The organism is Stenotrophomonas sp. YJH_SMC_36 (assembly GCF_059369935.1).
The window spans coordinates 117,560-140,452 of record NZ_JCAFTD010000002.1; the positions used below are offsets into that span (position 1 = coordinate 117,560).

Sequence of the window (22,893 nt, forward strand, 5' to 3'; positions counted from 1 at the left end):
ATTCAGGTTCAGGCCATGTCCGGTCCACCGCACCGCCGTGGCAGTGCCGCCTCCAGCACAACCTGCCCCGCGTCGTTGCGCGCGGTCAATCGACCGCCGTGAGCGCGCACGAACTGATCGACGATGTACAGCCCCAGGCCGAGGCCCTTGCTCTGGTGGAAGCTGGCCTTGAAGGGCTCGAACAGCCGCGGCAGCAGCGCCGCGTCGATGTGGCCGGCATTGCTGACCCGCAACACCACCCGCTGCGGGTCACGCCCGTCCAGTTGGACATGTGCTTCGCCGGCATGCGTCAGTGCGTTGCCGATCAGGTTCGATGCGACCTGCCCCAATCGGTCCATGTCGCCCTGCAGGACGGTATCGCCCTGCGCCTGGAAGCGGATCCGCTCGAGTCCGTGGGCACTGCCCGCCTCCGCAATGACCGCGCGGGCCAGGGCGTCGAGGTCGCAGGTCGTGGTCTGCAATCGCAGGCCGCCGCTGCGGATGCGCGAGAAGTCCAGCAGCTGCTCGACCATCCGTGCCATGCGCAGCGTGCTTGCTTCCAGGTGCTGCAATGTCTGCTGTGCAGCGGAATTGCCCGCAGGCAGTTCCAGGCTGAGCTTGTCCGCGCAGAGCAGGATGGCTGACAGCGGCGTCCGCAGGTCGTGGGTAAGCACCGCGGCCATGGTCTCGTTCAACTTCAGCGCGCGCTCCAGGGCTTCGTTGCGCACCTTCAGCAGCTGCCGCTGCTGGTACAGCTCGATGAACACATTGACCTTTCCGAGGATCACCTGCGGCGCCACCGGCTTGTGCAGGAAATCCACCGCGCCGGTCTCGTATCCCTTGAACGCGCGCACCGGATCATCCGGCGACGCGGTGAGGAAGATGATCGGCACGTCGCGGCTGCGCAGCGAGCCCCGCATCAGTTCCGCCAGCGTGAAGCCGTCGATCTCGGGCATGTGCACATCCAGCAGCGCCAGCGCCACCTCGTGCTCGAGCAGCAGTTCGAGCGCCTGGGCGCCGGAGCTGGCCAGCAGCAGGTTGACGCCCTCGCGCTGCAGCAGTGCCTGCATCGCCACCAGGTTCTGTGCAACGTCATCGACGATCAACAGGTTGACCGGGGCCTGGGCCTGCGCAGGGTCCGGTGGCAACAGGTTCATGAAAACAACTCCTTCAAGCGGCGACACATCAGTTCAAGGGGCAGCACCGCATCGGCGCCGGCATGCTGCAGGGCCGAGGCCGGCATCATGGAAGCTTCGGCCTCTTCGGGGCATTGCAGCCAGGCGCGACCTCCCGCCTCGCGCACTGCCGCCACGCCTTCGGAGCCGTCACTGCTGGCGCCGGTCAGCAGCAGTGCCAGCACTCGCGGACCAAACACCGCCGCGGCCGATTCAAACAGGGGGTCGATGGCCGGACGCGAATACAGCACAGGGGGATCGATCGACAGGGCAACCGAGGACCGGTCTTCCACCAGCAGGTGATAGTCCGGCGGCGCAAACGTCACCGTACCGCGCTCTATCGGCTGCTTGTCCTCCGCCTCGCGCACCGGCACCGCGCAATGCGGCGCCAGCACCTCGACGATGCGGCTGTTGCGGTCACGGGGCACATGCAGAACCACCAGCACCGGCACCGACAGGCCCGCCGGCAGCGCCTGCACGATGGCCTGCAGGGCAGCGACCCCGCCAGCGGATGCACCGACCACCATCACCTCCGGCAGACCGGCGTCATTCATCAGGCGACCTTCCGGTACAGCCGATGTTCGCGCGAACACACCTCGAACGCGTCGTGATGGCAACCGAACTGCAGCGACTCCTTGCTGCCCAGGCCGAGAAAGCCACGATGCACGAGCGCTTCCCGGAACAACCCCACGGCCCGGTCCTGCAGGTCCCGGTTGAAATAGATCAGCACATTCCGGCACGACACCAGGTGCACCTCGGAGAACACCGTGTCCGTCGCCAGGCTGTGGTCGGCGAACATGATGTTGCGTCGCAGGTGACGGTCGAACACGGCCCCGTCATACGCCGTCGAATAGTAGTCCGACAACGACGCCCTGCCCCCCGCCGCCAGATAATTGCGGCTGAACTGCGCCAGGCGATCGATCGGGTATGCGCCGGCCTCGGCGGTCACCAGGGACCCGGGATTGATATCGGTGGCATAGACGATGCTGCGCTCCAGCAGCCCTTCTTCGTGCAGCAGCACCGCCAACGACCACACCTCCTCGCCCGTGCTGCAGCCCGCCACCCACAGCTTCACCGAAGGATAGGTGCGCAGCACCGGCACCACCTGCTCGCGCAGGGTGCGGAAATATGCCGGGTCCCGGAACATTTCCGAGACCTGCACGGTGAAGAACTGCATCGCCTGAGTGAAAAGCTCCGGCTCGTGGAGCAGGCGATGCTGCAGGTCCGACAGCTTCTCGCACTCGTAGCGCTGCATGGCCTGACGCATGCGCCGTCGCAGCGACGACACCGCGTAGCTGCGGAAGTCGTAGTGGTAGCGCTGATAGATCGCCTCCAGCAGCACCTTCAGCTCCAGGTCGAACAAGGCCTGCTCGTTCATTGACGCGAGCACCACACCCGGCACAGCGAAACCAGCTTGTCGACATCGATCGGCTTGGCGATGTAGTCATTGGCGCCGGCCTGCAGGCAACGCTCGCGGTCATCGGGCATGGCTTTCGCGGTCAACGCGATGATCGGGAGATCCTGCAGGTGACGCTGCGCACGGATCTCGCGCATCGCTGTCAGACCATCCTTCTCCGGCATCATGATGTCCATCAGCACCAGGTCCACCTCGCGCTGCGCCAGCCGATCGACCGCCTCCTGGCCGTTGCGCGCGATCTCGAGGTTGACACCCAGCGGCTCGAGCACGCTCGACAGCGCGAAGATGTTGCGCACATCATCCTCGGCCAGCAGTACGGTGCGCCCATCAAGGATGGTGTCGCGCCGGCGCGCCTCGCGCAGCAGGCGCTGCTGATCGGTCGGCAGGCTCGCCTCCACGCTGTGCAGGAACAGGGTGACCTCGTCCAGCAGGCGCTCGGGAGAGCGCGCACCCTTGATGATGATGCTCTTGGAATAACGACGCAGCCGTTGTTCTTCCTCGCGGCTGAGCGCACGTCCGGTGTAGACGATCACCGGCGGGAAGCCGACGTCATCATTGCCGGCCATGTGTTCAAGCAGGTCGTAACCGCTGCCGTCCGGCAGGGAAAGATCCATCACCATGCAGTCGAACGTGACACTGCTGAGCTGCTCCAGCGCTGCGGCCAGTGTGCCGACGGCGACGATCTGCAGTTGATCACGCCCCAGCAGCAGCTCCAGGTTGCGCCTCAGCTCGCTGTCATCCTCGACGATCAGCAGGCGCCTGACATCGCGTTGGCTGGTCTGCTCGAGCTGCTCGATGGCCGCCGCCAGCCGCTCGCGCGTGGTCGGCTTGATCGCATAGCCGATCGCGCCAAGCTCACGGGCCACCTGGCTGCGGTCCATCGCCGAGACCACGTGCACGGGGATGTGCCGCGTGTCCGGGTTGCGCTTCAGACGCTCCAGCACACTCAGACCTGACACGTCGGGCAGGCCGATATCGAGCAGGATGCCGTTCGGCCGTAGTTCGGCAGCCAGCGCCAGCGCTTCCTCTGCCGTGCCGGCAACCACGCAGTCGAAGTCCAGTTCATGCGCCAGCACCACCAGCGCTTCGGCGAATGCCACGTCGTCCTCCACCGCCAGGATCAGGCGTCCCATGCGCTGCCGCCGGCCACGATCATCTGGAACGTGTGTGGCAGCTGCGGGCGGGGGCGCAGGTGCAGTCGGCGCCATCTGTGCAACCACTGGACGCGCTGCCGGAGTCGCCACGCGCGCGGGCTCCGCTCCCGGCTCCGGCGCGGACACGGGGGCGCCCTGCAGTGGAAGCTCCAGCACGAAACAGCTGCCACGCCCCGGTTCGCTGTCCACCTGGATTTCGCCGCCCATGCGGGCAGCCAGGTCGCGCGAGATCGACAGGCCCAACCCGGTGCCGCCATAGCGCCGGCGGGTGCTGCCATCAGCCTGGCGGAAAGCCTCGAAGATCACCTGCAACTGCTCGCGTGCGATGCCGATGCCCGTATCACAGACCTCGAAGCGGATGCGGCCACTGCCGCCGGGACGGACGTGCAGGCTGACCTTGCCGTGCTCGGTGAACTTCAGTGCATTGGCCAGAAGGTTCTTCAGAATCTGCTGCAGGCGCTGGCTGTCCACCACCAGCTGACCCGGCGCCAGCGCATCGGCGCTGATCTCCAGGGCAAGCCCCTTCTGCCGCGCGATCGGATCGAAGGTCTCGCGCAGCCGCTGCAGCGCGCTGTCGACCGCGACCACTTCATCGCTCAGTTCGACATGCCCGGCTTCGATGCGCGACAGGTCGAGAATGTCATTGATCAGCGCCAGCAGATCGTTGTTCGACGACAGGATTGCCCGTGCGTACTTCACCTGCTCTTCGGTGAGCGTACCGTCCTTGTTGTCGGCCAGCAGCTTGGCCAGGATCAACGAGCTGTTCAGCGGCGTACGCAGCTCGTGCGACATGTTGGCCAGGAACTCGGACTTGTAGCGCGACGTCGCCGCCAGCTCGTTGCTGTTGCGCACCAGCTGGCTCTGCGCAACCAGCAGGGCCTGCTTCTGCGCCTCCAGCTCGTGCGTGCGCTCCTCAAGCTGTACGTTGCTCTGCTCCAGTTCGGCCTGCTGCTGTTCCAGATGGGTCTGCGACTGCAGCAGGCTGCGGCTCTGCTCTTCCAGCTCCTCGTTGGCCACGCGCAGTTCTTCCTGCTGGGCCTGCAGCTCCTCTCCCTGGCGCTGCGACTCCTCCAGCAGCACGACCAGCTGCGCGCGCAGCAGCGACGCCCGCAGGGCCATGCCGATGGTGTCGCCACAGCGCTCCAGCAGTTCGCGGTCCAGATCACGCTGTTCGCCGACGCTGGATCGACCCAGCTCGACGATGCCGACCACGGCACCGTCACTGGTGATCGGTGCAAGGATCCGCTCACGCACCGGAACCCGCCCCAGGCTGCTCTGGAGTTCAAGTACCGAGGCCTCATCGCCCTGCAGGTGGCGGGTGCGCAGGTCGCGCGCGACCTGTCCGGCCAGCCCCTCCTGCAGTGCCAGCGACGCCGGCATGCCGGCCGGCAACGCCAGTCCGCCCGTCAATTGCAGGCGGCCGCCCTCAAGCCGGTACACGGCGCCGACATCGGCCTGCAGCTGCGAGGCCAGGCTGGTCGCCGCCGCCTCGGCGATCTGCTCCGGCCCCAGGTCTCCCCGCAGGCTCATGGCCACGGCGTTCTCCGCCTCCTGCAGCCACAGGGCGCGCATGGCCTGCCGGCGCGCCTGGATGGCGCGGGACACGATCAGCGCGATCATCAGGAAGGCCGCACCGCCGATGGTGCGATTCACCAGCGAGAACGCCGAATTCGTGCTTGCCGGGGCAATGTGATAGCCCAACATCAGCAGCGCGCAGGCCAGCACCGCGACCACGAACGGTGCGCGCGCACTCCGCTGGAACACCGTCACGCCAACGGCCAGGAAGTAGGCCAGCCACACCGCATAACCCAGAGGCACGACAAGTTCCAACGCGATGGTTGCGGCCAGCAATGCGGCGGCAGTCATCCATATCCAGCGGTCGCGCGAGGTTGCACCGGGACGCATACGGGGCGATTCCAGAAGGCAAAGAAGTGCGTGATGGTACCCCGTGTCGTATTCAGCCGCATACGACCAATGGCACGGGCAATCCCTGCACACATCCTTCACACTGCAGTGCCTAGCTTTCCGGCCCTCACAGGGGTAATGCTCATTTCCACGTGGACGCACCCGCTTCTACGAGGTCCGCTCTGACGGACACTTCCCAACAGCTGCGCCTGCTGATAGACAGCGTGCGGGACCATGCGCTGTATCTGCTCGATCCCGAGGGCATCGTCTGCAGCTGGAACCCCGGGGCCGAACGCATCAAGGGGTATGCAGCCGACGAGGTCATCGGCACCCACTTCGGACGCTTCTACCTGCCAGCAGACCGCGACGCCGGCGAGCCGCAGCGGCTGCTCCGGCTGGCCGCGCAGCAGGGTCATTGCTCCGCCGAAGGCTGGCGGGTCCGTCGCGACGGCGCCTCGTTCCGCGCCAGCATCGTGATCGAGCCGGTGCTGGAGAACGGCGAACTGCTCGGCTACGTCAAGATTACCCGCGACATCACCGAACAATGGCAGGCGCAGCGCCTGCTGCGTGACGCACAGCGTGCACTCCGGCAGACCCAGCAGTTCGAGACGGTCGGCCGGCTGAGTCGTGGGCTCTCGCATGAATTCAACAATCTGTTGACCACCATCGGCAACGCATTGGATCTGCTGGCGCTGCGCGTGGGCAGTGATCCGCGGGCCCACGAACTGCTTTCTACTGCACAGACGGCGACCGACCGCGGCGCATTGTTGACCCGCCAGTTGCTTGCCTTCAGCACCGGGCAGACCCTGATCCGTGAACCGGTGGACGTCAACGAACTGATCGTCGAGTCGTTGCCGGGCCTGCGGCGCGCGCATGCCTCGGGTACACTGCTGGGTACGGAACTGGCTCACGATCTGCCGCCGGTGTGCACCGACGCGCTGCAGCTGCAGACCGCCGTGGCGAACCTGGTCGCGAACGCTGTTGAAGCCACGGCCGATGGTGGCCACGTGCTGATCGCCACCGCACTGGAGCATCGCCTTGATCCGGATGGAGAGGCTGGCCAGCAGCGCCGATACGTGACGGTGAGCGTGCGTGACCAGGGGCGTGGCATGCCCGTCGATGTGGCGGAACGCGCGACAGAGCCTTTCTTCACCACCAAGGACATCGGCAAAGGCAGCGGACTGGGCCTGAGCCAGGTGTTCGGATTCACCACCCAGAGCGGCGGCTTCGTCGATGTCTCCACCACGCCAGGCGTCGGCACCACAGTCAGCCTGCTGTTACCCGCACTAGAGGAACCCGCCCCATGACCGATGATCCGATCCGCGTGCTGATGGTGGAGGACCAGACCGACCTGCGCGAAATGATAGGGCTGGCCCTGCGCGATTTCGGCATCGATGTGGCGACCACGGCCGACGGTCATGAAGCAGTGGCCCTGCTGCGCGGCGATACCCGCTTCGACGTGGTGTTCAGCGACGTCAGCATGCCCAATGGCATGTCCGGCATTGAACTGAGCGAACACGTCGCGCGCGACCAGCCGCACGCCCGCATGATCCTCTCCTCCGGCTATGCGCGTTCGCAGCTGCCTCCCCTGCCTGAACAGGTCGAGTTCCTGCCCAAACCCTATCGGCTGCGGCAACTGGTGGAGCTGCTCAGGCAGGACTGAGCCTCGCCAAGTGCGTCAGGGGAGTTTTTCCCTGTCCGCACGCCTGCTGCGGCCCCTGCGCCGACGGTGAACCCGGCTGCAGATTTCAAGAATTCCGAGCACGCAGGCGAACACCGCGGCCACTTTGCCAAGGGCGATCAGCAGGTGCATGGCGACTCCCGTCTGGACCGAAGGCGTGCAGGTGGCCGGGTACCCCTCCCGGCATTGGGGGCCACTGTAGGCCCGGCAAACCCATGCAGCCCGCAGACTGCTATGCGTTTCCGGCAAGAATCACCCGCGGACTCAGTCATCCAGAGAGTCGGCCTCGCCCGGTTTCCGGCTGATCCGTGATCTTCGCCAGCCGCCGTGGGAACGGAAGTAGCCGGTATCCCCGCTGACGGTATAGCGCAGCGCTGCCCACGCGGCGGCGACCAGGGAGGCCTGCCAGCCCCGCGCCTTGCGGAAGGCGTACTGGAAACGCCCCATCACCCGGCCGCCGGGGGGATGATCGGGAAGGCGGGGCGGCGTGCGCGTCCAGGGAAGACGGCATGGCCCACCCGGCAGCACAGGGGGACGGCGCCCGGTCCGACGCCAACGGACGTCACGGCATTGCGATTCATTCGGATCCTGCTGGTCATGGGGGAAGCGCTGCGCACGGCAGGCTCAAGGCCTGCCACGAGTCCCCCTGCCGACCCGTCACGCTGCAGTGAAACTGGGCGCTGAGCAGTTAGCCTTGTGTGAAAACGGCTTGCTTACCTGACTGGATGTTCAGGCTCCCCGCCCCTCTCGCGAACCCTCGGCCCTCACCAGAACGAAATAAGGGCTGTCAAGAACGAGAGTCTTAACAGTTCATGCTGTATGGTCACTGCATTCGGCTTCTCTTCGGCGCGAAATTCCTCGCCTCCGTGTCCAGCCCCTGACCGGCAAGACACATGACCACTCCTGTTGCATTCCGGATCCTGCGGATCCGTCCTTTGCTGCGCCTGGATGCCACCATCGAACGGCTGGATTCCGTGCAGGCCAAGTGCAAGTCATGTGGGGACGAATCACGGATGTCGCATGGGTGCGGGCTCACCGATGTGCACGGGGGTGTGCAACTGAGGTGTCCCGCCTGCGGCTCGATCGATGTCTTGACGGCGGCGGATGCCTGGGGCCACTGGGTGCAGCAGATCAGGCACGATCGAATACTCGCACTCGCTGGCCTATTGCCAGAGGACCTGGATCGCCCCTAGGTGGGCTTGGCGGAAGGCAGGCAAGGCCGCCGCACGCCCTTTTCCAACGCACTGTGGCGGGTGGCAAGCACGCCGCAGCGACGACAGCACGCCGCAAGCAGAAGCGGCACCCGCCTGATCATCTGCGGGCAATTGACCGATGGTGACCCCGGCCCGATTCGAACGGGCGACCTTCCCCTTAGGAGGGGGACGCTCTATCCAGCTGAGCTACGGGGCCTTGCGCAAGCAGTAAAGCATACCGCGTCCAGCTGAATGGACCAAGCCACCGATGATCGCCGCGCCATCGGCGGCGGGTATGCTGGCCGCCCCCACATCAGTCCCACCGGATGTCCGAGTTCTGGCTTTTCCTCTCCAATTTGGGCGACAGCCGCTGGCTGCTGCCCATGGCCATGGTGCTGCTGCTGGCATTGCCGCGAAGCGAATCGTCCTTGAGACGACGCTGGGCCGTCGCCATCGTCGTGACCGCTGGGCTGACAGTGGCGTCGAAGCTCGCATTCATGGGTTGGGGGATCGGCATCCGATGCCTGGACTTCACCGGCATTTCCGGGCACGCCGCCATGTCCAGCGTGGTGTACCCGGTGGCTCTATGGCTGACGGTGAGCACTGGCGAACGCAGGGACCTTCGCTGGTTCGCTGCAGGCTCTCTGCTGGCCGGTGCAATCGGGTATTCGCGACTGCCTATTCAGGCGCATTCGACATCGGAGGTCATCTCCGGCCTGGGTCTGGGCCTGGCTGCAAGCTGCGCGGTGCTGGGGACATCGGTCACCCCCTCGCGGCCGAAAGTCCGGGTGCTGTTGCTGGCCGGTCTGATGGGGCTGGCGGTTCCGGCGATCATGTCTGATCTTCGGACACACGACATCATCAAGGACGCCGCCAAGCTGCTGTCGGGACGAAGCAGCACGCATGAGCGGCATGACCTCGGCAACTGAACCCCGCGCTTGACACTGCGGGCCTTCGGCCGCAAGATTGCGGTGAAATTTTCCCTAACGGAGTAGGTGCCTCTCCCATGTTCAAGAAGACGATCGCCGTTCTGGCCCTGGCGGCATTCTCCGCCTCCCCGATGATGGCCTTCGCGCAGGACGCGCAGGCAACCACTGACGCCGAGACCCCGGCTGCCGAAGTGACCGCGGGCGCTGAAGCCGCTGGCTATTCGAACGCTGCCATTTTCGGCACCACCGTAGTCGGCATTGCAGCCGCAGCTGTGGCTTACAGCATCGGTGGCGACAGCAGCAGCGGCAGCAACGACAATGGTGGCGGCGAACCCGGCGGCCCGGGTCCGGGCGGCCCAGGCACTGGCGGTACGGGTGGCACCGGCGGCACGGGTGGCACCGGCGGCACCGGCGGCTGATACATCCCGCTGTTTGAGCAAGCCCTCGCCGGGCAGTGCACGGCGGGGGTTTTTTATGCCTGTCGGAAACTCAACACATGAACATGAAGCCTATCCGTATTTTCGCCGCTGCACTCACTGTGCTGGCCATTTCCGGCTGCGCGTTCGCGCCGGGTCAGCACCTGCGTCGAAGTGATGTCACTTCGCAGAGCAGCGACGATGGCCGACTGGAAATCATCACCATCACCTCCAAGCTGATCGCCCAGGAGGCGGCAGCCCGCAACGAACAGACGCTTCCTGCGGAACTTTTCAATTACCAGCCCTCCCCCTACCAGGTCGGCGTCGGGGACATCCTGTACGTCACGGTCTGGGATCATCCTGAGCTCACCGTACCCGCCGGCCCGCAGCAACAAGGCACGCTTGCGGGTCGTCTGGTGCAGAGCGACGGCGCACTGTTCTACCCCTACATCGGCAAGGTCAAGGCGGCGGGCAAGACCCCGGTTGAGATCCGCGAGGAAATCAGCCGGCGCCTCGCGCAGTATGTCGAATCCCCGCAGGTGGACGTGTCGGTCCTTACCTATGGCAGCCAGCGGGTGTGGGTCACCGGCGCGGCCGAGCGCTCCTCGCCAGTCGCATTGGGTACCTCGCCGCTTACCCTGACCGATGCCATCAGTCAGGCCGGGCTGAACGCAGCCCAGGCGGATCTTTCCGGCATCCAGTTCAGCCGTGACGGAGTGAGCTACACCATCAATCTGGAAAGTCTGGCCAAGGAACATGGTGGACGCCAACTGTTCCTCAAAGACGGCGATTCGATCTTCATCCCATATCTGGATCGCAAGGAGATCTTCGTCGTTGGCGAGGTCAACCTGCCAGGCGCGTACAGCTTCCGGACTGGCGACGTCACATTGAACCAGGCGCTCGGTCGTGCACGCGGGCTGCTGCAGCAGACGGCCAATGGCAATGCGGTGTACGTCATCCGCGGCAGCACCGATCTGCAGCAGGAGCCTTCGGTGATCTATCAGCTGGAAGCACGCTCACCGACAGCATTTGCCGTCGGCAGCCAGTTCAAGCTGCAGCCCGGAGACGTGGTGTTTGTCGGCGCCGCAGGTGTGAGCCGCTGGAACCGCTTCGTCAACCAGCTGCTGCCCTTCACCAATATCCTCTACACGGCCGCGCGCACCGGAACCGAAGTCAGGGACAACTGACATGGCGCGCACGGAAGCAGCCTCGGTGCGTTCATGCCGACGCACTTCAGCCTGTCTATTGCGCATGGCGTTGATCGCCGTGGCGCTCGTGCTTGCCGGTTGCACCACCGGCAGCCGGGCAACGGCGGACAGCTTCCGCCTGTTGCTGCACAAGCCCGTTGAGGTCAGCCCCGATTCCGTGGCGGCAAATCGCTTCCCGCAGGTGCTGGTCGAGACACGGGACCTGACCGCGGTGGCCGTTCTTGGCTACGTTGATGGTGGCCGGCAGCAGTGGTACGCCGGCACGCATGCCGTGATCGAGCTGGACGGCAACGGCGTGCTGCTGGGCTCAAGCGGGCTGGGACGTCAGTTGCAGACGCGGATCATCGGCGCGTCCCCCTTCGACCGCCTGACGTCGTTAAGCGGACCGGCACAGGTGCAACGCCAATACGACTGGATGTCGTCGTATCAGCTCGGCGTTGTCGTCACCGGCACGCTGACACCCGGCGCCACCGAGGAGGTCAGGATTCTCGGCCGCACCCGCACCCTGCAGCGATTCGTCGAGCATCTCCAGGGCGGCGGAATGGACGCGCAGAACATCTACTGGGCGGACCCGGCGACCGGATTCATCTGGAAGAGCCGGCAGCATCTTGCCCCCGGGTACGTCGTGGAACTCACCCAGCTCAAGCCCTACCGTGCCCCGAAGGGATGACAGGCATGAACACTCGAATTCTCTGCCTGATGCTGTCGGCGCTACCGTCACTGTGCTGGGCGCAGGCGCCGTCGGTCGTGCGCGTCGAGGGTGCGGTCGCCCATCCCGGTGACCAGGCCATCCAGCCGGAGCGGCGACTGGCCGATGCGGTTGTCCAGGCCCAGCCTGCGGCCGACGCCTATCTGCTCGGCAGCAGCTATCTTCGCCGCCAGGCGCTCGTTGAACAGGTCCGACTGCGTGCCGGAATCCTGCATGGCCTGACGCAGCTTCAGCTCAACGCGGATCCGGCCGTCGTCGAAACCGCGGCGGCCATCCAGCAATGGGTACAGGCGCACGCTGCAACCGGACGTGTACCGACGGTGATCTCGCCACGCCTGATGCAGGTGCAGCCGCAGAGCAATCCGGTGCTCATGGCCGGCGATGTACTCCGCATTCCCGTCCGACCTGATCACATCACGGTCCTCGGCGCGGTCCGAACCAGCTGCACTGTCCACCATTCCCCGCAGCGCGATGCGCGGGACTATCTGCGTGACTGCCCACCCAGCGCGGCCGCCGATCCCGACTCGCTCTACATCGTGCAACCCGATGGCCGGGTTCAGCAACAGGGCATTGCACTCTGGAACCGCGCGGATCCCCAGGCGGTCGCCCCTGGCGGTTCGATCTATGTTCCGTTGCGCGAATCGGTGCTGAAATCCATCGACCCGGCATTCAACAACGATCTTGCCACCTTCATCGCCACCCAGCCTGTCAGCCCGTAATGACCGACATTCCCCAGCGTGCACGCGTGCCGCGCCCAGCCCGCTTTGCGCTGACCGCGCTTGCCCTGTCACTGAGTGCCGCGTTGCAGGCGCAGGACGCCCCTCCGCCGACCGCCAACGAATGGGGTGGCATCGGCCTCCTGCAGACACCGACGGCACGCATGGCATCCGACGGCGACCTCAGCTTCACGGCCTCTCACAACTCCCCGTACAGTCGCTACAACCTAACGCTGCAGCCGTTCCCCTGGCTTGAGAGCACGTTCCGCTACATCAACGTGTCCAACATCCGCTATGGCCCGAGCATTGCGGGAAACCAGAACTACAAGGACAAATCGATCGACTTCAAGCTGCGGCTCTGGCAGGAGTCGCGATGGTTGCCGGAAGTGGCCTTCGGTGTACGCGATCTAGGTGGCACCGGCTTCTTCTCCAGCGAATATCTGGTTGCCAACAAGAATCTTGGCCCCATTGATGCCTCGATCGGCCTGGCCACCGGCTACATCGGAAACCGTGGCGATTTCGCCAATCCGCTGGGCGCCATCGATGACAGATTCAAGAATCGACGCCCCGTTGCCAGCAGTGACATCAACAACGCCGGTCGCTTTGGACTCAGCAACATGTTCAAGGGACCGGTCGGCATCTTTGGCGGCATCAGCTATCAGACGCCGCTGGATTCCCTGTTGGTCAAGGTCGAGTACGACGGCAACGACTACCGCCGCGAGCCGCGCGGGAACAACCTGGAACAGCGCACCCCCATCAACGTGGGGCTGGTCTATGTCCCCAACCGCAACGTGGAACTCACCGCCGCGTGGGAACGCGGTGACGCGGCGATGTTCTCGCTGACCTGGCGCGGCAATCCCGGCCATGCAGTGTCTGCGCCCAAGCCTTTCGATCCTCCGCCGCAACGGATCGTGCCTCGCGACCCGCAGGCATCCGCGGTTGCGGCGACCGCAGCGCCCGACGCCGGCGCCACGACAGCAGAAGGCGGCCCGGACTGGGCTGCCATCAGCGCCGACCTCACCCAGAACGCGGGCTTCCGGGTCGAGCGCATCTCCCGTCGCGGCGATGAGCTCTACGTGGACGGCTACCAGAACCGATACCTCCACGCCGCCAAGGGCTTGGGCCGAGCCGGTCGCATCCTGGCCAATGCGACGGGCGACGAGTACGAGTGGTTCACGCTGCGGACAACACGACTGGGAATGCCCATCGTGGACACGTCCGTCGCCCGCAGTGCCCTCGTGGGCTATCTGGATGGTCGGGTCAGCGAGGACGTGCTACGTCGCAGCACCGAGGTGCAGTCTCCCGACGACGTCACTCGCCAGACGTTGTATGAACCCAGGACACGCCCCTATGGCGGCGGCTTCAACATCGGCTACCGACAGAATCTCGGTGGCCCGGATGGTTTCATCCTTTACCAGATTGCCGCCAATTATTCCGGAAGCCTGTTCGTACGCCCCAACATGTGGCTCACAGGAACCGTCAGCGCCAATCTGATCAACAATTACGACAAGTTCAAGTACAACGCCCCAAGTCGACTCCCGCGCGTGCGCACCGATCTGCGCAGGTACATGGTGGACTCGGATGTGGTGCTGCCAAATCTGCAGTTCAATGTGGCTGGACGTCTGGGCCGCGATCTCTATGGCATCGCGTACGCGGGTTACCTGGAGTGGATGTATGCCGGCGTAGGCGGTGAACTGCTGTATCGTCCTGGCGGTGAGCGATGGGCCGTCAGCGCGAACCTGAATCGCGTGCAGCAACGCGGCTTCGATCAGCGCTGGGATCTGCGCGACTACAAGGTCACGACCGGGCACGCCACCTTCTACTACAGTTTCGACGCCCGCGAGCGCATCGTGGGCTCGCTGTCCGTCGGCCAGTATCTGGCGGGCGACAAGGGCGCAACCCTGGATGTCGCCCGCGTCTTCGACAATGGCGTCACGATGGGAGCCTATGCAACGAAGACCAACGTTTCCGCACGCGATTTCGGCGAAGGCAGCTTCGACAAGGGAATCTACATAAGCGTCCCGCTGGACGGATTCCTGCCACGGTCGACACGCGGACGAGCCGCGTTCAACTGGAATCCCCTGATCCGCGACGGTGGCGCGATGCTCAGCCGCAAGTATTCGCTGTACAGCATCACCGGCGATCGCGACGAGCGATTCTTCTACGACAACATCCGCTCGATCGACGATTGACCTGCCGGAACGCAGCAGGGCGGCCAAAGACCGCCCTGCTGCACGTTCACCCGCTGAGGACCTACAGGTATCGGACCCAGCTTTCGATGCCCTCGGCCATCAATCTGTAGACATGCTCGAAAGCAGGACGCTGCTGGCGATAGGGATCGGGGATTTCCCGATCCTGCTGCCATTTGCCCAGCAGGAAGGTCTTGCCCGACGCCTGCGGCGCAATCTCGGTGATGCGGTGAATGTGCTTGCGCTCCATGGCCAACACCAGATCGGCCGCCCCAAGGATGGCATCATCGATCTGGCGTGCGCGGTGATCCAGCCCATCCATGCCCTGCTCCGCCAGCAGCGCTTGGGCAGTTGCGTCGATGCCATGTCCGACGAGCGCCCCCAGACCTGCGGAAGACACCTGGATGCCTCTACCCTGCACTGCCTGCCGAAGCATTACTTCAGCCGAGGGACTGCGGCAGATATTGCCGACGCAAACAAAAAGTACGTTATTGAACACTGACCTGGATCCTGTGGCATTCCACGCAGGCCCACCCGCCGAGCAGACGGAGCACTGACAGCTGCACAGAGTACCCTACAGCACCGCTGTTGGCGAGAAAATAGCCATGAAATTCATGGAATTACGTCTCAGTTCCAGCGTCCGACTGTCAATAGGCCGACTTCTGACCAAGAACCTTGAACGCCGTCAGCATGATGATTCGCACATCAAGCACCGGGCTCCAGCGACGGATGTAGTCGATGTCGTACTGCACGCGCTTCTTCATCGACCGCAGTTCCGGCGTCTCGCCCCGCAGCCCGTGCACCTGCGCCCAGCCCGTGATGCCCGGCTTGACGTAATGGCGGTGCATGTAGCGTTCGATCACCCGTTCATAGTGATTGTTGTGCTGGATCGCATGCGGACGGGGGCCCACCACCGACATGCTGCCGCCCAGCACGTTGAAGAACTGGGGCAGCTCATCCAGGCTGCTGCGCCGCAGGAAGGCACCGAACCGGGTCACCCGCGGGTCGCCCCGGGTCGCCTGCGTAATCTGCCCCGTCCCTTCCTCATGCACGCGCATGGAGCGGAACTTCAGCATCCAGAACTCCTTCCCGCCCAGGCCGTGGCGGCGCTGGCGGAACAGGATCGGGCCAGGTGAACTGAGCTTCACGCCGATCGCCAGCACCACGAACAGCGGCGCCAGCAGGACGACCGCCACGCCGGCCACGAGGATGTCCTCGATGCGCTTGAACAGGCGGAAATTGTGGTCCACCAGGCCCTGGCGCACGCCGATCATCGGCACATCGCCCACCTGGTGCACGCCCGGGTTCAGTGCTCCCAGGCCCGTGGTATCGGGAATCAGGCGAATCGGCACCGGGAACCGCTCGATCTGCTTGAGCATGTCACGGATGGGCGCGGTATCTCCCAGCGGCAGGGACACCCAGACCTGGTCGAACTCCCCCCGGTGCGCATCCAGGTAGCGCGGCACATCATCCAGTGCGCCCAGGCGCTGCGGGGCATCGCCGCCACGCCGGGTGGCAATGTCGCCCTTGCTGGTGAAGTAGCCGATCACTTCCTTGCCCATCTCCGGCTTGCCGCGCAGCAGGCGATGCAGCCTGAGCGCCGGCGCCCGGAGGCCGACCAGCAGGATCCGCTCGTGATCCAGTCCCCGCGAACGCAACCGGTGCAGCTGGACACGCAGCAGTACGCGCAGGCCGACCATCGAGGCCAGACCGCCGATGTACCAGCCCACCAGCCAGCGCGACGGAACGGCATCGGCCAGCCCCACCAGCACGGCATACAGGGAGAACAGGGCGAAGCTTCCGGACCAGGCCAGCAGCAGCAGCCAGAGGTCGGCCAGCAGGCCACGCAGGCGCCAGTTGCGGTAGACCGGTGCGATGGAGAAGCAGACGATGGCGCTGAGAATCACCGCACCGAAGACGATGCGCTGGGACTGGTCGGGCGCCGCCGTCCCGTAGCACACGACGTGGGCCAATGCAGCCATGCCGGGCAGGAGCAACAGATCTCCGAGGCGAAGCCCCAGTTCCAGGGCCGCCCGGGCTTCGACCCGGCGGCGGCCGGCGTCGGCACGCTCTGCGGGGAGGTCATCTACCGATCCATGTAGCACTGCACTTCTCCAAGCTGTGTTCCGATCCAGCACTACAATGTGATGGCTGTCGCATACTAGGCCTCCCCAAGCCAGTGCGAACAGACGGAATTGCGTCAATAAGTCGAACGTGATTGTGGATGATGTGAAAGGCAATTGGTAGGAAGCGGCAGCCCGTCGTGCGCCCATTCACCCGCCCGACCCACCCTAAGTCATTAGAACTATTCCTATTTTTTAATATTTCAAAATGCGTCAAAATGATTCGCACTGCGTCCGACAGCGTCCAGAAATTGACGTTTGATGCACGGAATCATCCCATCACGCTCCGAAGGATCAACCCGATTGGCGCCGCCGGGACGTCCCGTCCCAGCACGTCCGCCAGCCCTGGCACCCTGCACTGCACCAAGGCCGCTCATCGCCCTCTGCTACCATCGGCGGTTCTGTTCATCGCCCCCCACCCGCCCGCGATGACGCCAAACAACGTAACGAAACACAGGAGTCTGCATGTCTTCCGAGCTGCTCAAGTCCCTTGGCCTGGACGCGATCAACGCTGGCACGTACCTGGGTAACGGGGAGTGGTCGAGCGCTGCCAGCGGTGAGCTGATCACCCCGGTCAACCCGACCACGGGCGAGCCGATCGCACAGGTGCGTGCGACCACCGAGACTGAATACGAAACGGTGATCGCCCGCGCCCAGGAAGCGTTCAAGCAGTGGCGCACCACCCCTGCCCCGCGCCGTGGCGAAGCCGTGCGCCTGTGCGGCGAGGCGCTGCGCAGGCACAAGGACGCGCTGGGCTCGCTGGTTGCCCTGGAGATGGGCAAGAGCAAGCCGGAAGGCGATGGCGAGGTGCAGGAGATGATCGACATCGCCGACTTCGCCGTCGGCCAGAGCCGCATGCTGTATGGCTACACGATGCACTCGGAGCGCCCCGGCCACCGCATGTACGAGCAGTACCACCCGCTGGGCCTGGTCGGCATCATTTCAGCCTTCAACTTCCCGGTCGCGGTGTGGAGCTGGAATGCATTCCTGGCGGCGATCTGCGGCGACGTGTGCATCTGGAAGCCGTCCAACAAGACGCCGCTGACCGCCATCGCCTCGATGAAGATCTGCAACGACGCGCTGCGCGAAGCCGGCTTCCCGGACATCTTCTACCTGGTCAACGATGCCGGCACCGCACTGTCGGAAAAGCTGGTTGATGATCGTCGCGTGCCGCTGATCAGCTTCACCGGCTCCACCCAGGTCGGCCGCACCGTCAATGAAAAGGTGGCGCGCCGCCTGGGCCGCTGCCTGCTGGAACTGGGTGGCAACAATGCCATCATCCTCGACGAGACCGCCGACCTGAAGCTGGCTGTGCCGGGGATCGTGTTCGGCGCCGTCGGTACGGCCGGCCAGCGCTGCACCACCACCCGCCGCCTGATCGTGCACCGCTCGATCTACGCCGACGTGCTGGCCACGCTGGTCAAGGCGTACAAGCAGGTGGAAGGCAAGATCGGCGACCCGACCGATGCCGTCAACCTGATGGGTCCGCTGAACAGCGAAGGTGCCGTGCAGCAGTTCCTCGACGCCATTGCCCAGGCCAAGGCCGCCGGCGGCACCATCGAGACCGGCGGCACCCGCATCGACCGCGCCGGCAACTTCGTGCTGCCGGCCATTGTCAGCGGCCTGAAGAACAGTGATGCCGTGGTCCAGCACGAGACCTTCGCGCCGATCCTGTACGTGATGCCCTACGACAGCATCGACGAAGCCATCGACATGCAGAACGGGGTACCGCAGGGCCTGTCCTCGTCGATCTTCACCCAGAATCTGAAGACCGCCGAACGCTTCCTGTCGGCTGCGGGCTCGGATTGCGGCATCGCCAACATCAACATCGGCACCTCCGGTGCGGAGATCGGTGGCGCGTTCGGTGGCGAGAAGGACACCGGTGGTGGCCGCGAGTCGGGCTCGGACGCATGGAAGGTCTACATGCGTCGGCAGACCAACACCATCAACTACTCCGATTCGCTGCCGCTGGCCCAGGGCATCAAGTTCGACCTGTGATGCATCCCGGCCCGGACGTCGCCGAGAGTGGGGCCCCGACGGGGGCTCCAATCCTCGACTTCAGCGGCCGCCGGGTGCTGGTTGCCGGCGGCAGCAAAGGCATCGGCCTCGAGATGGCCCTGGCCTTCGCTGCGGCCGGCGCCCATGTCTCGGTCTGCGCACGAGGTCAGGCGGGGCTCGACGCCCTGCTGGCCGACGCAGTGGCCCAGGGGGCATCACTGCACGCCTTTGCCGCCGACCTGGCCGACCCCGGCCAGATCGACGCCTGGCTGCATGCGGCCGCAGCGTCCCTGGGCGGCGTCGACGTGCTGGTCAACAATGCCACCGGTTACGGCATGGCAGACGATGAAGACGGCTGGGCCGCAAGCCTGCAGGTCGACCTGATGGCCGCGGTGCGGGCCTCGCGGCTCGCCCTGCCCTGGCTGCGCGAATCGAGCGACGCCTGCATCCTCAATCTCTCCTCGATCGCCGCGCAGCAACCCCGGCCGGGGGGCGCTCCCTATGCGGCTGCCAAGGCCGCTCTTTCGCACTACACCACGTCGCAGGCGCTGGCACTGGCACCGGACCGGATCCGGGTCAACGCCATCGCCCCGGGCTCCATCGAGTTTGCCGACGGTCTGTGGGACCGGCGCAAAACCAGCGACCCGGCGCTGTATCACGGCACCCTGGCAAGAATTCCGTTCGGCCGCTTCGGCCAGCCACGCGAGATTGCCGATGCCGCGCTGTTCCTGTGCTCGCCGCTGGCGCGCTGGATCACCGGTCACGTGCTGAACGTCGATGGTGGCCAGGTACTGATGGGCTGAACCGCTCGGGCCGGGCACTGCCCATGGGATTGCCCGGACGGAGGCACTATCATGTGCGTACTGCAAGGAGGACCCGATGAGCGTGGCACCCCGACAGACAAGCGCCCTGGCCGTGGTCAGCCTGGTCATGGGCATTGCCGCCTGGACTGTCCTGCCCTTCGTGGCCAGCATCGTCGCCATCGTCACCGGCCACATGGCCCGCGCCGAGATCCGCCGCCGCCCGCATGAACTCGAAGGCGATGGCCTGGCCGTCACCGGGCTGGTGCTGGGCTGGGTGATGGTGGCAGCCGCCCTGGCGGCAGTCCTGGCCTTCATCCTCTTCTTCGGTGGCCTGGCCTGGCTCGCCGCACTGTCGAACTGAACGCCATGACCTCCTCCGACAGCACCGAACGCTTCAGCAGCCGCGTCGCCGATTATGTCCGTTACCGGCCTGACTACCCGCCGGCGTTGATGGAATGGCTGCATGGACCGATGGGCGTCGACCACGATGCACGGGTGGCCGACATCGGCGCCGGTACCGGCATTTCCAGCCGTCTGTTCCTCGACACCGGCCATCCTGTGGTCGCGGTCGAACCCAACGCCGCCATGCGCGCCGCCGCCGAAGGCTGGCTGGCTGCATATCCGTTGTTCCAGGCCGTCGATGGGCGTGCCGAGGCCACCGGCCTGGCAGAGCACAGCGTCGATCTGGTCAGTGCCGCGCAGGCCTTCCACTGGTTCGACACCGACGCCGTCCGTGTCGAATGGCAGCGCATCCTGCGCCCCGGCGGACTGGCGCTGATCTACTGGAACTCACGCCTGCTCGATGCCAGCCCGTTCCTGGTCGGCTATGAGCAGCTGCTGCTCGATTACGGCACGGACTATTCCGCCGTGGCCGAACGCTACCAGGATGACGCCACGATGCAGGCATGGTTTGGTGCCGGGTTGCGCGGCCAGGTGGAACTGCCGAACGTGCAGCATCTGGATCTGGACGCCCTGCGCGGCCGCCTGCTGTCGTCCTCCTATGCGCCACAGCCCGGGCATCCGCGCCATGCGCCGATGCTGGCGGCACTGCAGGATCTGTTCGCGGCCCACGCGGTCAACGGCCAGGTCGCCTTTGAATATCGAACCCGAGCCTTCCTCGGCACGCTGGACTGAACCGACGCATGTATTCGCTTGCCCGCCCCTTCCTGTTCTCGCTCGACGCCGAGCGCGCCCACGGCCTCGGCCTGTCCGCATTGGACGTGGCCTACCGCACCGGCACCACGCCGCTGCTGGCCGCACGCATCGCGCCGCTGCCGAGCACCGTGTTCGGGCTGACATTCCCCAATCCGGTCGGCCTGGCGGCCGGCCTGGACAAGAATGGCGAGCACATCGATGCGCTGTTCGCGCTGGGTTTCGGCTTCGTCGAGATCGGCACGATCACGCCGCGGCCACAGGCGGGCAACCCGACGCCGCGGCTGTTCCGGCTGCCGGCGCACAACGCCATCATCAACCGCATGGGCTTCAACAACGCCGGCGTGGATGCACTGGTGCGCAATGTCGAGCGCGCGCGCAACCGTCGCGGCCTGCTCGGCATCAACATCGGCAAGAACAAGGACACTCCCAACGAGCAGGCCGTCGACGACTATGTGGCCTGCCTCGACAAGGTGTACCCGCTGGCTGACTACATCACCGTCAACATCTCCTCGCCCAACACCGCCGGCCTGCGCGAGCTGCAGGAGGAGACCGCACTGCGCCAGCTGGTCAGCCAGTTGCGTGACCGCCAGGAAGACCTGGCCGCGCGGCACGGCCGGCGCGTACCGATGCTGGTGAAGGTGGCGCCCGACCTCAGCGAGCGCGACATCGACGCTGCTGCGCGCGTGCTCGGCGAGCTGCAGGTGGACGGCGTGATCGCAACCAACACCACGGTCGACCACAGCAAGGTGACCGGCGATCCGCTGGCGAACGAAGCCGGCGGTCTGTCCGGTGCCCCGGTCCTGGAACAGTCCACCCTGGTCCTGCGGCGGCTGCGCTCGCGCCTGCCCGAGTCGGTGCCGCTGGTCGGTGTCGGCGGCATCCTGTCCGGCGCCGACGCAGTGGCCAAGATGGCGGCGGGCGCCTCGCTGGTGCAGTGCTACAGCGGCCTGATCTTCCGCGGGCCGGCGCTGGTATCGGAATGCGTGGAGGCGATCCGCCGCCGCCGCGAAGCGCCCAGCCGTGGCGCGGTGGCGCCGCTGTGAGCCCCCCCATGGATGGACTCGACACCGCCGCACCGCTGCGCTGGACACTGACCCGGAACGCGCCGCTGCAGGCGCTGAACACCTTCCACGTGCGTGCCAATGCCGCGCAGCTGCTGGAGCTGCATGACGCATCGCTGTTGCCGGACGTGCTGGCGCTGCCGGAGGTTTCCGGCGGACCGCTGCTGGTGCTGGGCAGCGGCAGCAATGTGCTGATCGCCGACGATCTGCCTGGCACCGTGCTGGTGTTCGGCAACCGCGACATCAGTTTCCTGGAGCATCGCGCCGATCATGCGGTGATCCGCGCCGGTGCCGGCGTGCCCTGGCACGGCCTGGTGATGTGGTCGCTGCAGGAAGGCCTGTCCGGGTTGGAGAACCTGGCCCTGATTCCAGGCACGGCCGGTGCAGCGCCGATCCAGAACATCGGCGCCTATGGCGCACAGGTCGGCGAGTTCATCCAGGCAGTGGAAGCCTGGGACTGCCACGAGCAGGCCTGGGTGCGGCTGGACAACGAACAGTGTGGCTTCGCCTACCGCGACAGCGTGTTCAAGCAGCAGGCAGACCGCTACCTGATCACCGCCATCGAGCTGAAGCTGCCCTTGCTGCACGACCTGCGCATGGACTATGCCGGCATCCGCGAAGAACTGCAGGCGCAGGGCGTGGAGCTGCCCAGTGCCGTGGACGTGGCCAACGCAGTCATCGCGATCCGCCGCCGCAAGCTGCCCGATCCGGAGGTGCTGGGCAATGCCGGCAGTTTCTTCAAGAATCCGGTCCTGCCCCTGGAGCAGGTCGACGTGCTGCTGCAGCATTTCCCGGACCTGCCGGTGTTCCCGGCCGATCGTGAGGACCGGCGCAAGGTCTCCGCAGCGTGGATGATCGAGGCCTGCGGCTGGAAGGGCTTCCGTGAGGGCGATGCAGGCGTTGCTGCCAGCCATGCGCTGGTCCTGGTCAACCATGGCAACGCCACCGGGGCCGAGCTGCTTGCGCTGGCGCGGCGCATTTCCGCGTCGGTGCTGGAGAAATTCGGCGTACCAATCGAACCGGAGCCCCGCCTGCTCGGCGCACAGTGGTGAACACCCCCGCCCTTTCCACCGGCGCCACCC

22 protein-coding genes and 1 tRNA gene are annotated in these 22,893 nt (G+C 65.6%); 14 read left to right on the forward strand and 9 right to left on the reverse strand.

Annotation, left to right across the window (positions count from 1 at the left end):
* Positions 1-8: 8 nt before the first annotated feature.
* The 4 genes from AC5P76_RS03740 to AC5P76_RS03755 are packed head-to-tail and all read right to left on the reverse strand — an operon-like array spanning position 9 to position 5,630.
* Positions 9-1,136 carry a hybrid sensor histidine kinase/response regulator gene (locus AC5P76_RS03740; RefSeq protein WP_053516742.1) on the reverse strand — a complete coding sequence of 376 codons (1,128 nt, stop codon included), beginning with the start codon at positions 1,134-1,136 and terminating at the stop codon, positions 9-11.
* Positions 1,133-1,708 (reverse strand): chemotaxis protein CheB, encoded by a 576-nt coding sequence (locus tag AC5P76_RS03745; protein ID WP_053516743.1) that lies wholly within the window; start codon positions 1,706-1,708, stop codon positions 1,133-1,135. The genes AC5P76_RS03740 and AC5P76_RS03745 overlap by 4 nt, the downstream gene beginning before the upstream one ends.
* On the reverse strand, positions 1,708-2,532 hold the full coding sequence (locus AC5P76_RS03750) for a CheR family methyltransferase (protein WP_253118770.1): 825 nt from the start codon (positions 2,530-2,532) through the stop codon (positions 1,708-1,710). The genes AC5P76_RS03745 and AC5P76_RS03750 overlap by 1 nt, the downstream gene beginning before the upstream one ends.
* Positions 2,529-5,630, reverse strand: a complete 3,102-nt coding sequence (locus AC5P76_RS03755; protein ID WP_495222663.1) for a response regulator — start codon at positions 5,628-5,630, stop codon at positions 2,529-2,531. Before AC5P76_RS03755 ends, AC5P76_RS03750 begins: the two co-directional genes overlap by 4 nt.
* Before the next feature lie 152 nt (positions 5,631-5,782).
* Between AC5P76_RS03755 and AC5P76_RS03760 the strand changes: the two genes are divergently transcribed.
* Both AC5P76_RS03760 and AC5P76_RS03765 read left to right on the forward strand, forming a co-directional pair.
* Positions 5,783-6,937: a two-component system sensor histidine kinase NtrB gene (locus AC5P76_RS03760; RefSeq protein WP_253118772.1), complete on the forward strand. Its 1,155-nt coding sequence runs from the start codon at positions 5,783-5,785 to the stop codon at positions 6,935-6,937.
* Positions 6,934-7,293, forward strand: coding sequence for a response regulator (locus AC5P76_RS03765; protein ID WP_053516753.1), 360 nt, complete (start codon positions 6,934-6,936; stop codon positions 7,291-7,293). Before AC5P76_RS03760 ends, AC5P76_RS03765 begins: the two co-directional genes overlap by 4 nt.
* A 15-nt stretch (positions 7,294-7,308) precedes the next feature.
* Here AC5P76_RS03765 and AC5P76_RS03770 read toward each other — a convergent pair whose 3' ends face one another.
* From AC5P76_RS03770 to AC5P76_RS03780, 3 genes are all read right to left on the reverse strand, one after another.
* A complete protein-coding gene (locus AC5P76_RS03770; protein ID WP_258012811.1) occupies positions 7,309-7,443 on the reverse strand; it encodes a hypothetical protein in 135 nt (44 codons plus the stop codon).
* A gap of 132 nt (positions 7,444-7,575) precedes the next feature.
* Entirely contained in the window at positions 7,576-7,758 is a 183-nt protein-coding gene (locus AC5P76_RS03775; protein WP_053516755.1) for a hypothetical protein, read from the reverse strand.
* An 886-nt stretch (positions 7,759-8,644) separates the two neighbouring features.
* Positions 8,645-8,721: transfer RNA gene (locus tag AC5P76_RS03780), tRNA-Arg, on the reverse strand.
* Positions 8,722-8,830: 109 nt separating this feature from the next.
* On the opposite strand from AC5P76_RS03780, the gene AC5P76_RS03785 reads away from it, so the two are divergent.
* The 6 genes from AC5P76_RS03785 (at position 8,831) to AC5P76_RS03810 (ending at position 14,674) form a co-directional block, all read left to right on the forward strand.
* On the forward strand, positions 8,831-9,433 hold the full coding sequence (locus tag AC5P76_RS03785; protein ID WP_414487906.1) for a phosphatase PAP2 family protein: 603 nt from the start codon (positions 8,831-8,833) through the stop codon (positions 9,431-9,433).
* Between the two features lie 77 nt (positions 9,434-9,510).
* Positions 9,511-9,852: a hypothetical protein gene (locus AC5P76_RS03790; RefSeq protein WP_253118774.1), complete on the forward strand. Its 342-nt coding sequence runs from the start codon at positions 9,511-9,513 to the stop codon at positions 9,850-9,852.
* A 119-nt stretch (positions 9,853-9,971) separates the two neighbouring features.
* Positions 9,972-11,036 carry a polysaccharide biosynthesis/export family protein gene (locus AC5P76_RS03795; RefSeq protein ID WP_461287928.1) on the forward strand — a complete coding sequence of 355 codons (1,065 nt, stop codon included), beginning with the start codon at positions 9,972-9,974 and terminating at the stop codon, positions 11,034-11,036.
* A 64-nt stretch (positions 11,037-11,100) separates the two neighbouring features.
* Positions 11,101-11,727 (forward strand): YjbF family lipoprotein, encoded by a 627-nt coding sequence (locus tag AC5P76_RS03800; RefSeq protein WP_253118775.1) that lies wholly within the window; start codon positions 11,101-11,103, stop codon positions 11,725-11,727.
* Positions 11,724-12,485: a capsule biosynthesis GfcC family protein gene (locus tag AC5P76_RS03805; protein ID WP_495205827.1), complete on the forward strand. Its 762-nt coding sequence runs from the start codon at positions 11,724-11,726 to the stop codon at positions 12,483-12,485. Before AC5P76_RS03800 ends, AC5P76_RS03805 begins: the two co-directional genes overlap by 4 nt.
* An 83-nt stretch (positions 12,486-12,568) precedes the next feature.
* Positions 12,569-14,674, forward strand: a complete 2,106-nt coding sequence (locus AC5P76_RS03810; RefSeq protein WP_317233195.1) for a YjbH domain-containing protein — start codon at positions 12,569-12,571, stop codon at positions 14,672-14,674.
* A gap of 61 nt (positions 14,675-14,735) precedes the next feature.
* Here the strand turns inward: AC5P76_RS03810 and AC5P76_RS03815 are convergent, their stop codons facing one another.
* Together AC5P76_RS03815 and AC5P76_RS03820 are read right to left on the reverse strand one after the other, a co-directional pair.
* Positions 14,736-15,170: a low molecular weight protein-tyrosine-phosphatase gene (locus tag AC5P76_RS03815; RefSeq protein ID WP_253118778.1), complete on the reverse strand. Its 435-nt coding sequence runs from the start codon at positions 15,168-15,170 to the stop codon at positions 14,736-14,738.
* Positions 15,171-15,318: 148 nt separating this feature from the next.
* Complete coding sequence (locus tag AC5P76_RS03820) at positions 15,319-16,668, reverse strand: undecaprenyl-phosphate glucose phosphotransferase (protein ID WP_262917759.1); 1,350 nt, start codon at positions 16,666-16,668, stop codon at positions 15,319-15,321.
* A gap of 591 nt (positions 16,669-17,259) precedes the next feature.
* Between AC5P76_RS03820 and amaB the strand changes: the two genes are divergently transcribed.
* The 6 genes from amaB to murB all read left to right on the forward strand — a co-directional run bounded on the left by amaB (position 17,260) and on the right by murB (position 22,863).
* A complete protein-coding gene (gene amaB, locus AC5P76_RS03825; RefSeq protein ID WP_253118780.1) occupies positions 17,260-18,792 on the forward strand; it encodes an L-piperidine-6-carboxylate dehydrogenase in 1,533 nt (510 codons plus the stop codon).
* The gene (locus tag AC5P76_RS03830) at positions 18,792-19,595 is read left to right on the forward strand and encodes an SDR family NAD(P)-dependent oxidoreductase (protein WP_253118781.1); all 804 of its coding nucleotides are present in this window, start codon (positions 18,792-18,794) and stop codon (positions 19,593-19,595) included. Before amaB ends, AC5P76_RS03830 begins: the two co-directional genes overlap by 1 nt.
* A gap of 76 nt (positions 19,596-19,671) precedes the next feature.
* Positions 19,672-19,956 (forward strand): DUF4190 domain-containing protein, encoded by a 285-nt coding sequence (locus AC5P76_RS03835; RefSeq protein WP_053517549.1) that lies wholly within the window; start codon positions 19,672-19,674, stop codon positions 19,954-19,956.
* Between the two features lie 5 nt (positions 19,957-19,961).
* Complete coding sequence (locus tag AC5P76_RS03840; protein WP_053517550.1) at positions 19,962-20,729, forward strand: class I SAM-dependent methyltransferase; 768 nt, start codon at positions 19,962-19,964, stop codon at positions 20,727-20,729.
* A gap of 8 nt (positions 20,730-20,737) precedes the next feature.
* Entirely contained in the window at positions 20,738-21,793 is a 1,056-nt protein-coding gene (locus AC5P76_RS03845) for a quinone-dependent dihydroorotate dehydrogenase (protein WP_253118782.1), read from the forward strand.
* An 8-nt stretch (positions 21,794-21,801) separates the two neighbouring features.
* Positions 21,802-22,863, forward strand: a complete 1,062-nt coding sequence (gene murB, locus AC5P76_RS03850) for a UDP-N-acetylmuramate dehydrogenase (protein ID WP_193396303.1) — start codon at positions 21,802-21,804, stop codon at positions 22,861-22,863.
* The last annotated feature ends 30 nt before the right edge of the window (positions 22,864-22,893 follow it).

What these genes read in the sequence shown, in the direction of transcription:
- AC5P76_RS03745 (WP_053516743.1), bottom strand. Translation starts at nt 1,708, where the DNA reads ATGAATGACGCCGGTCTGCCGGAGGTGATGGTGGTCGGTGCATCCGCT.
- AC5P76_RS03765 (WP_053516753.1), top strand. Translation starts at nt 6,934, where the DNA reads ATGACCGATGATCCGATCCGCGTGCTGATGGTGGAGGACCAGACCGAC.
- AC5P76_RS03830 (WP_253118781.1), top strand. Translation starts at nt 18,792, where the DNA reads ATGCATCCCGGCCCGGACGTCGCCGAGAGTGGGGCCCCGACGGGGGCT.
- AC5P76_RS03840 (WP_053517550.1), top strand. Translation starts at nt 19,962, where the DNA reads ATGACCTCCTCCGACAGCACCGAACGCTTCAGCAGCCGCGTCGCCGAT.
- AC5P76_RS03785 (WP_414487906.1), top strand. Translation starts at nt 8,831, where the DNA reads ATGTCCGAGTTCTGGCTTTTCCTCTCCAATTTGGGCGACAGCCGCTGG.
- AC5P76_RS03775 (WP_053516755.1), bottom strand. Translation starts at nt 7,758, where the DNA reads ATGGGGCGTTTCCAGTACGCCTTCCGCAAGGCGCGGGGCTGGCAGGCC.
- AC5P76_RS03790 (WP_253118774.1), top strand. Translation starts at nt 9,511, where the DNA reads ATGTTCAAGAAGACGATCGCCGTTCTGGCCCTGGCGGCATTCTCCGCC.
- AC5P76_RS03755 (WP_495222663.1), bottom strand. Translation starts at nt 5,630, where the DNA reads ATGCGTCCCGGTGCAACCTCGCGCGACCGCTGGATATGGATGACTGCC.
- murB (WP_193396303.1), top strand. Translation starts at nt 21,802, where the DNA reads ATGGATGGACTCGACACCGCCGCACCGCTGCGCTGGACACTGACCCGG.
- amaB (WP_253118780.1), top strand. Translation starts at nt 17,260, where the DNA reads ATGTCTTCCGAGCTGCTCAAGTCCCTTGGCCTGGACGCGATCAACGCT.
- AC5P76_RS03845 (WP_253118782.1), top strand. Translation starts at nt 20,738, where the DNA reads ATGTATTCGCTTGCCCGCCCCTTCCTGTTCTCGCTCGACGCCGAGCGC.
- AC5P76_RS03740 (WP_053516742.1), bottom strand. Translation starts at nt 1,136, where the DNA reads ATGAACCTGTTGCCACCGGACCCTGCGCAGGCCCAGGCCCCGGTCAAC.
- AC5P76_RS03750 (WP_253118770.1), bottom strand. Translation starts at nt 2,532, where the DNA reads ATGAACGAGCAGGCCTTGTTCGACCTGGAGCTGAAGGTGCTGCTGGAG.
- AC5P76_RS03805 (WP_495205827.1), top strand. Translation starts at nt 11,724, where the DNA reads ATGACAGGCATGAACACTCGAATTCTCTGCCTGATGCTGTCGGCGCTA.
- AC5P76_RS03835 (WP_053517549.1), top strand. Translation starts at nt 19,672, where the DNA reads ATGAGCGTGGCACCCCGACAGACAAGCGCCCTGGCCGTGGTCAGCCTG.
- AC5P76_RS03800 (WP_253118775.1), top strand. Translation starts at nt 11,101, where the DNA reads ATGGCGTTGATCGCCGTGGCGCTCGTGCTTGCCGGTTGCACCACCGGC.
- AC5P76_RS03770 (WP_258012811.1), bottom strand. Translation starts at nt 7,443, where the DNA reads ATGCACCTGCTGATCGCCCTTGGCAAAGTGGCCGCGGTGTTCGCCTGC.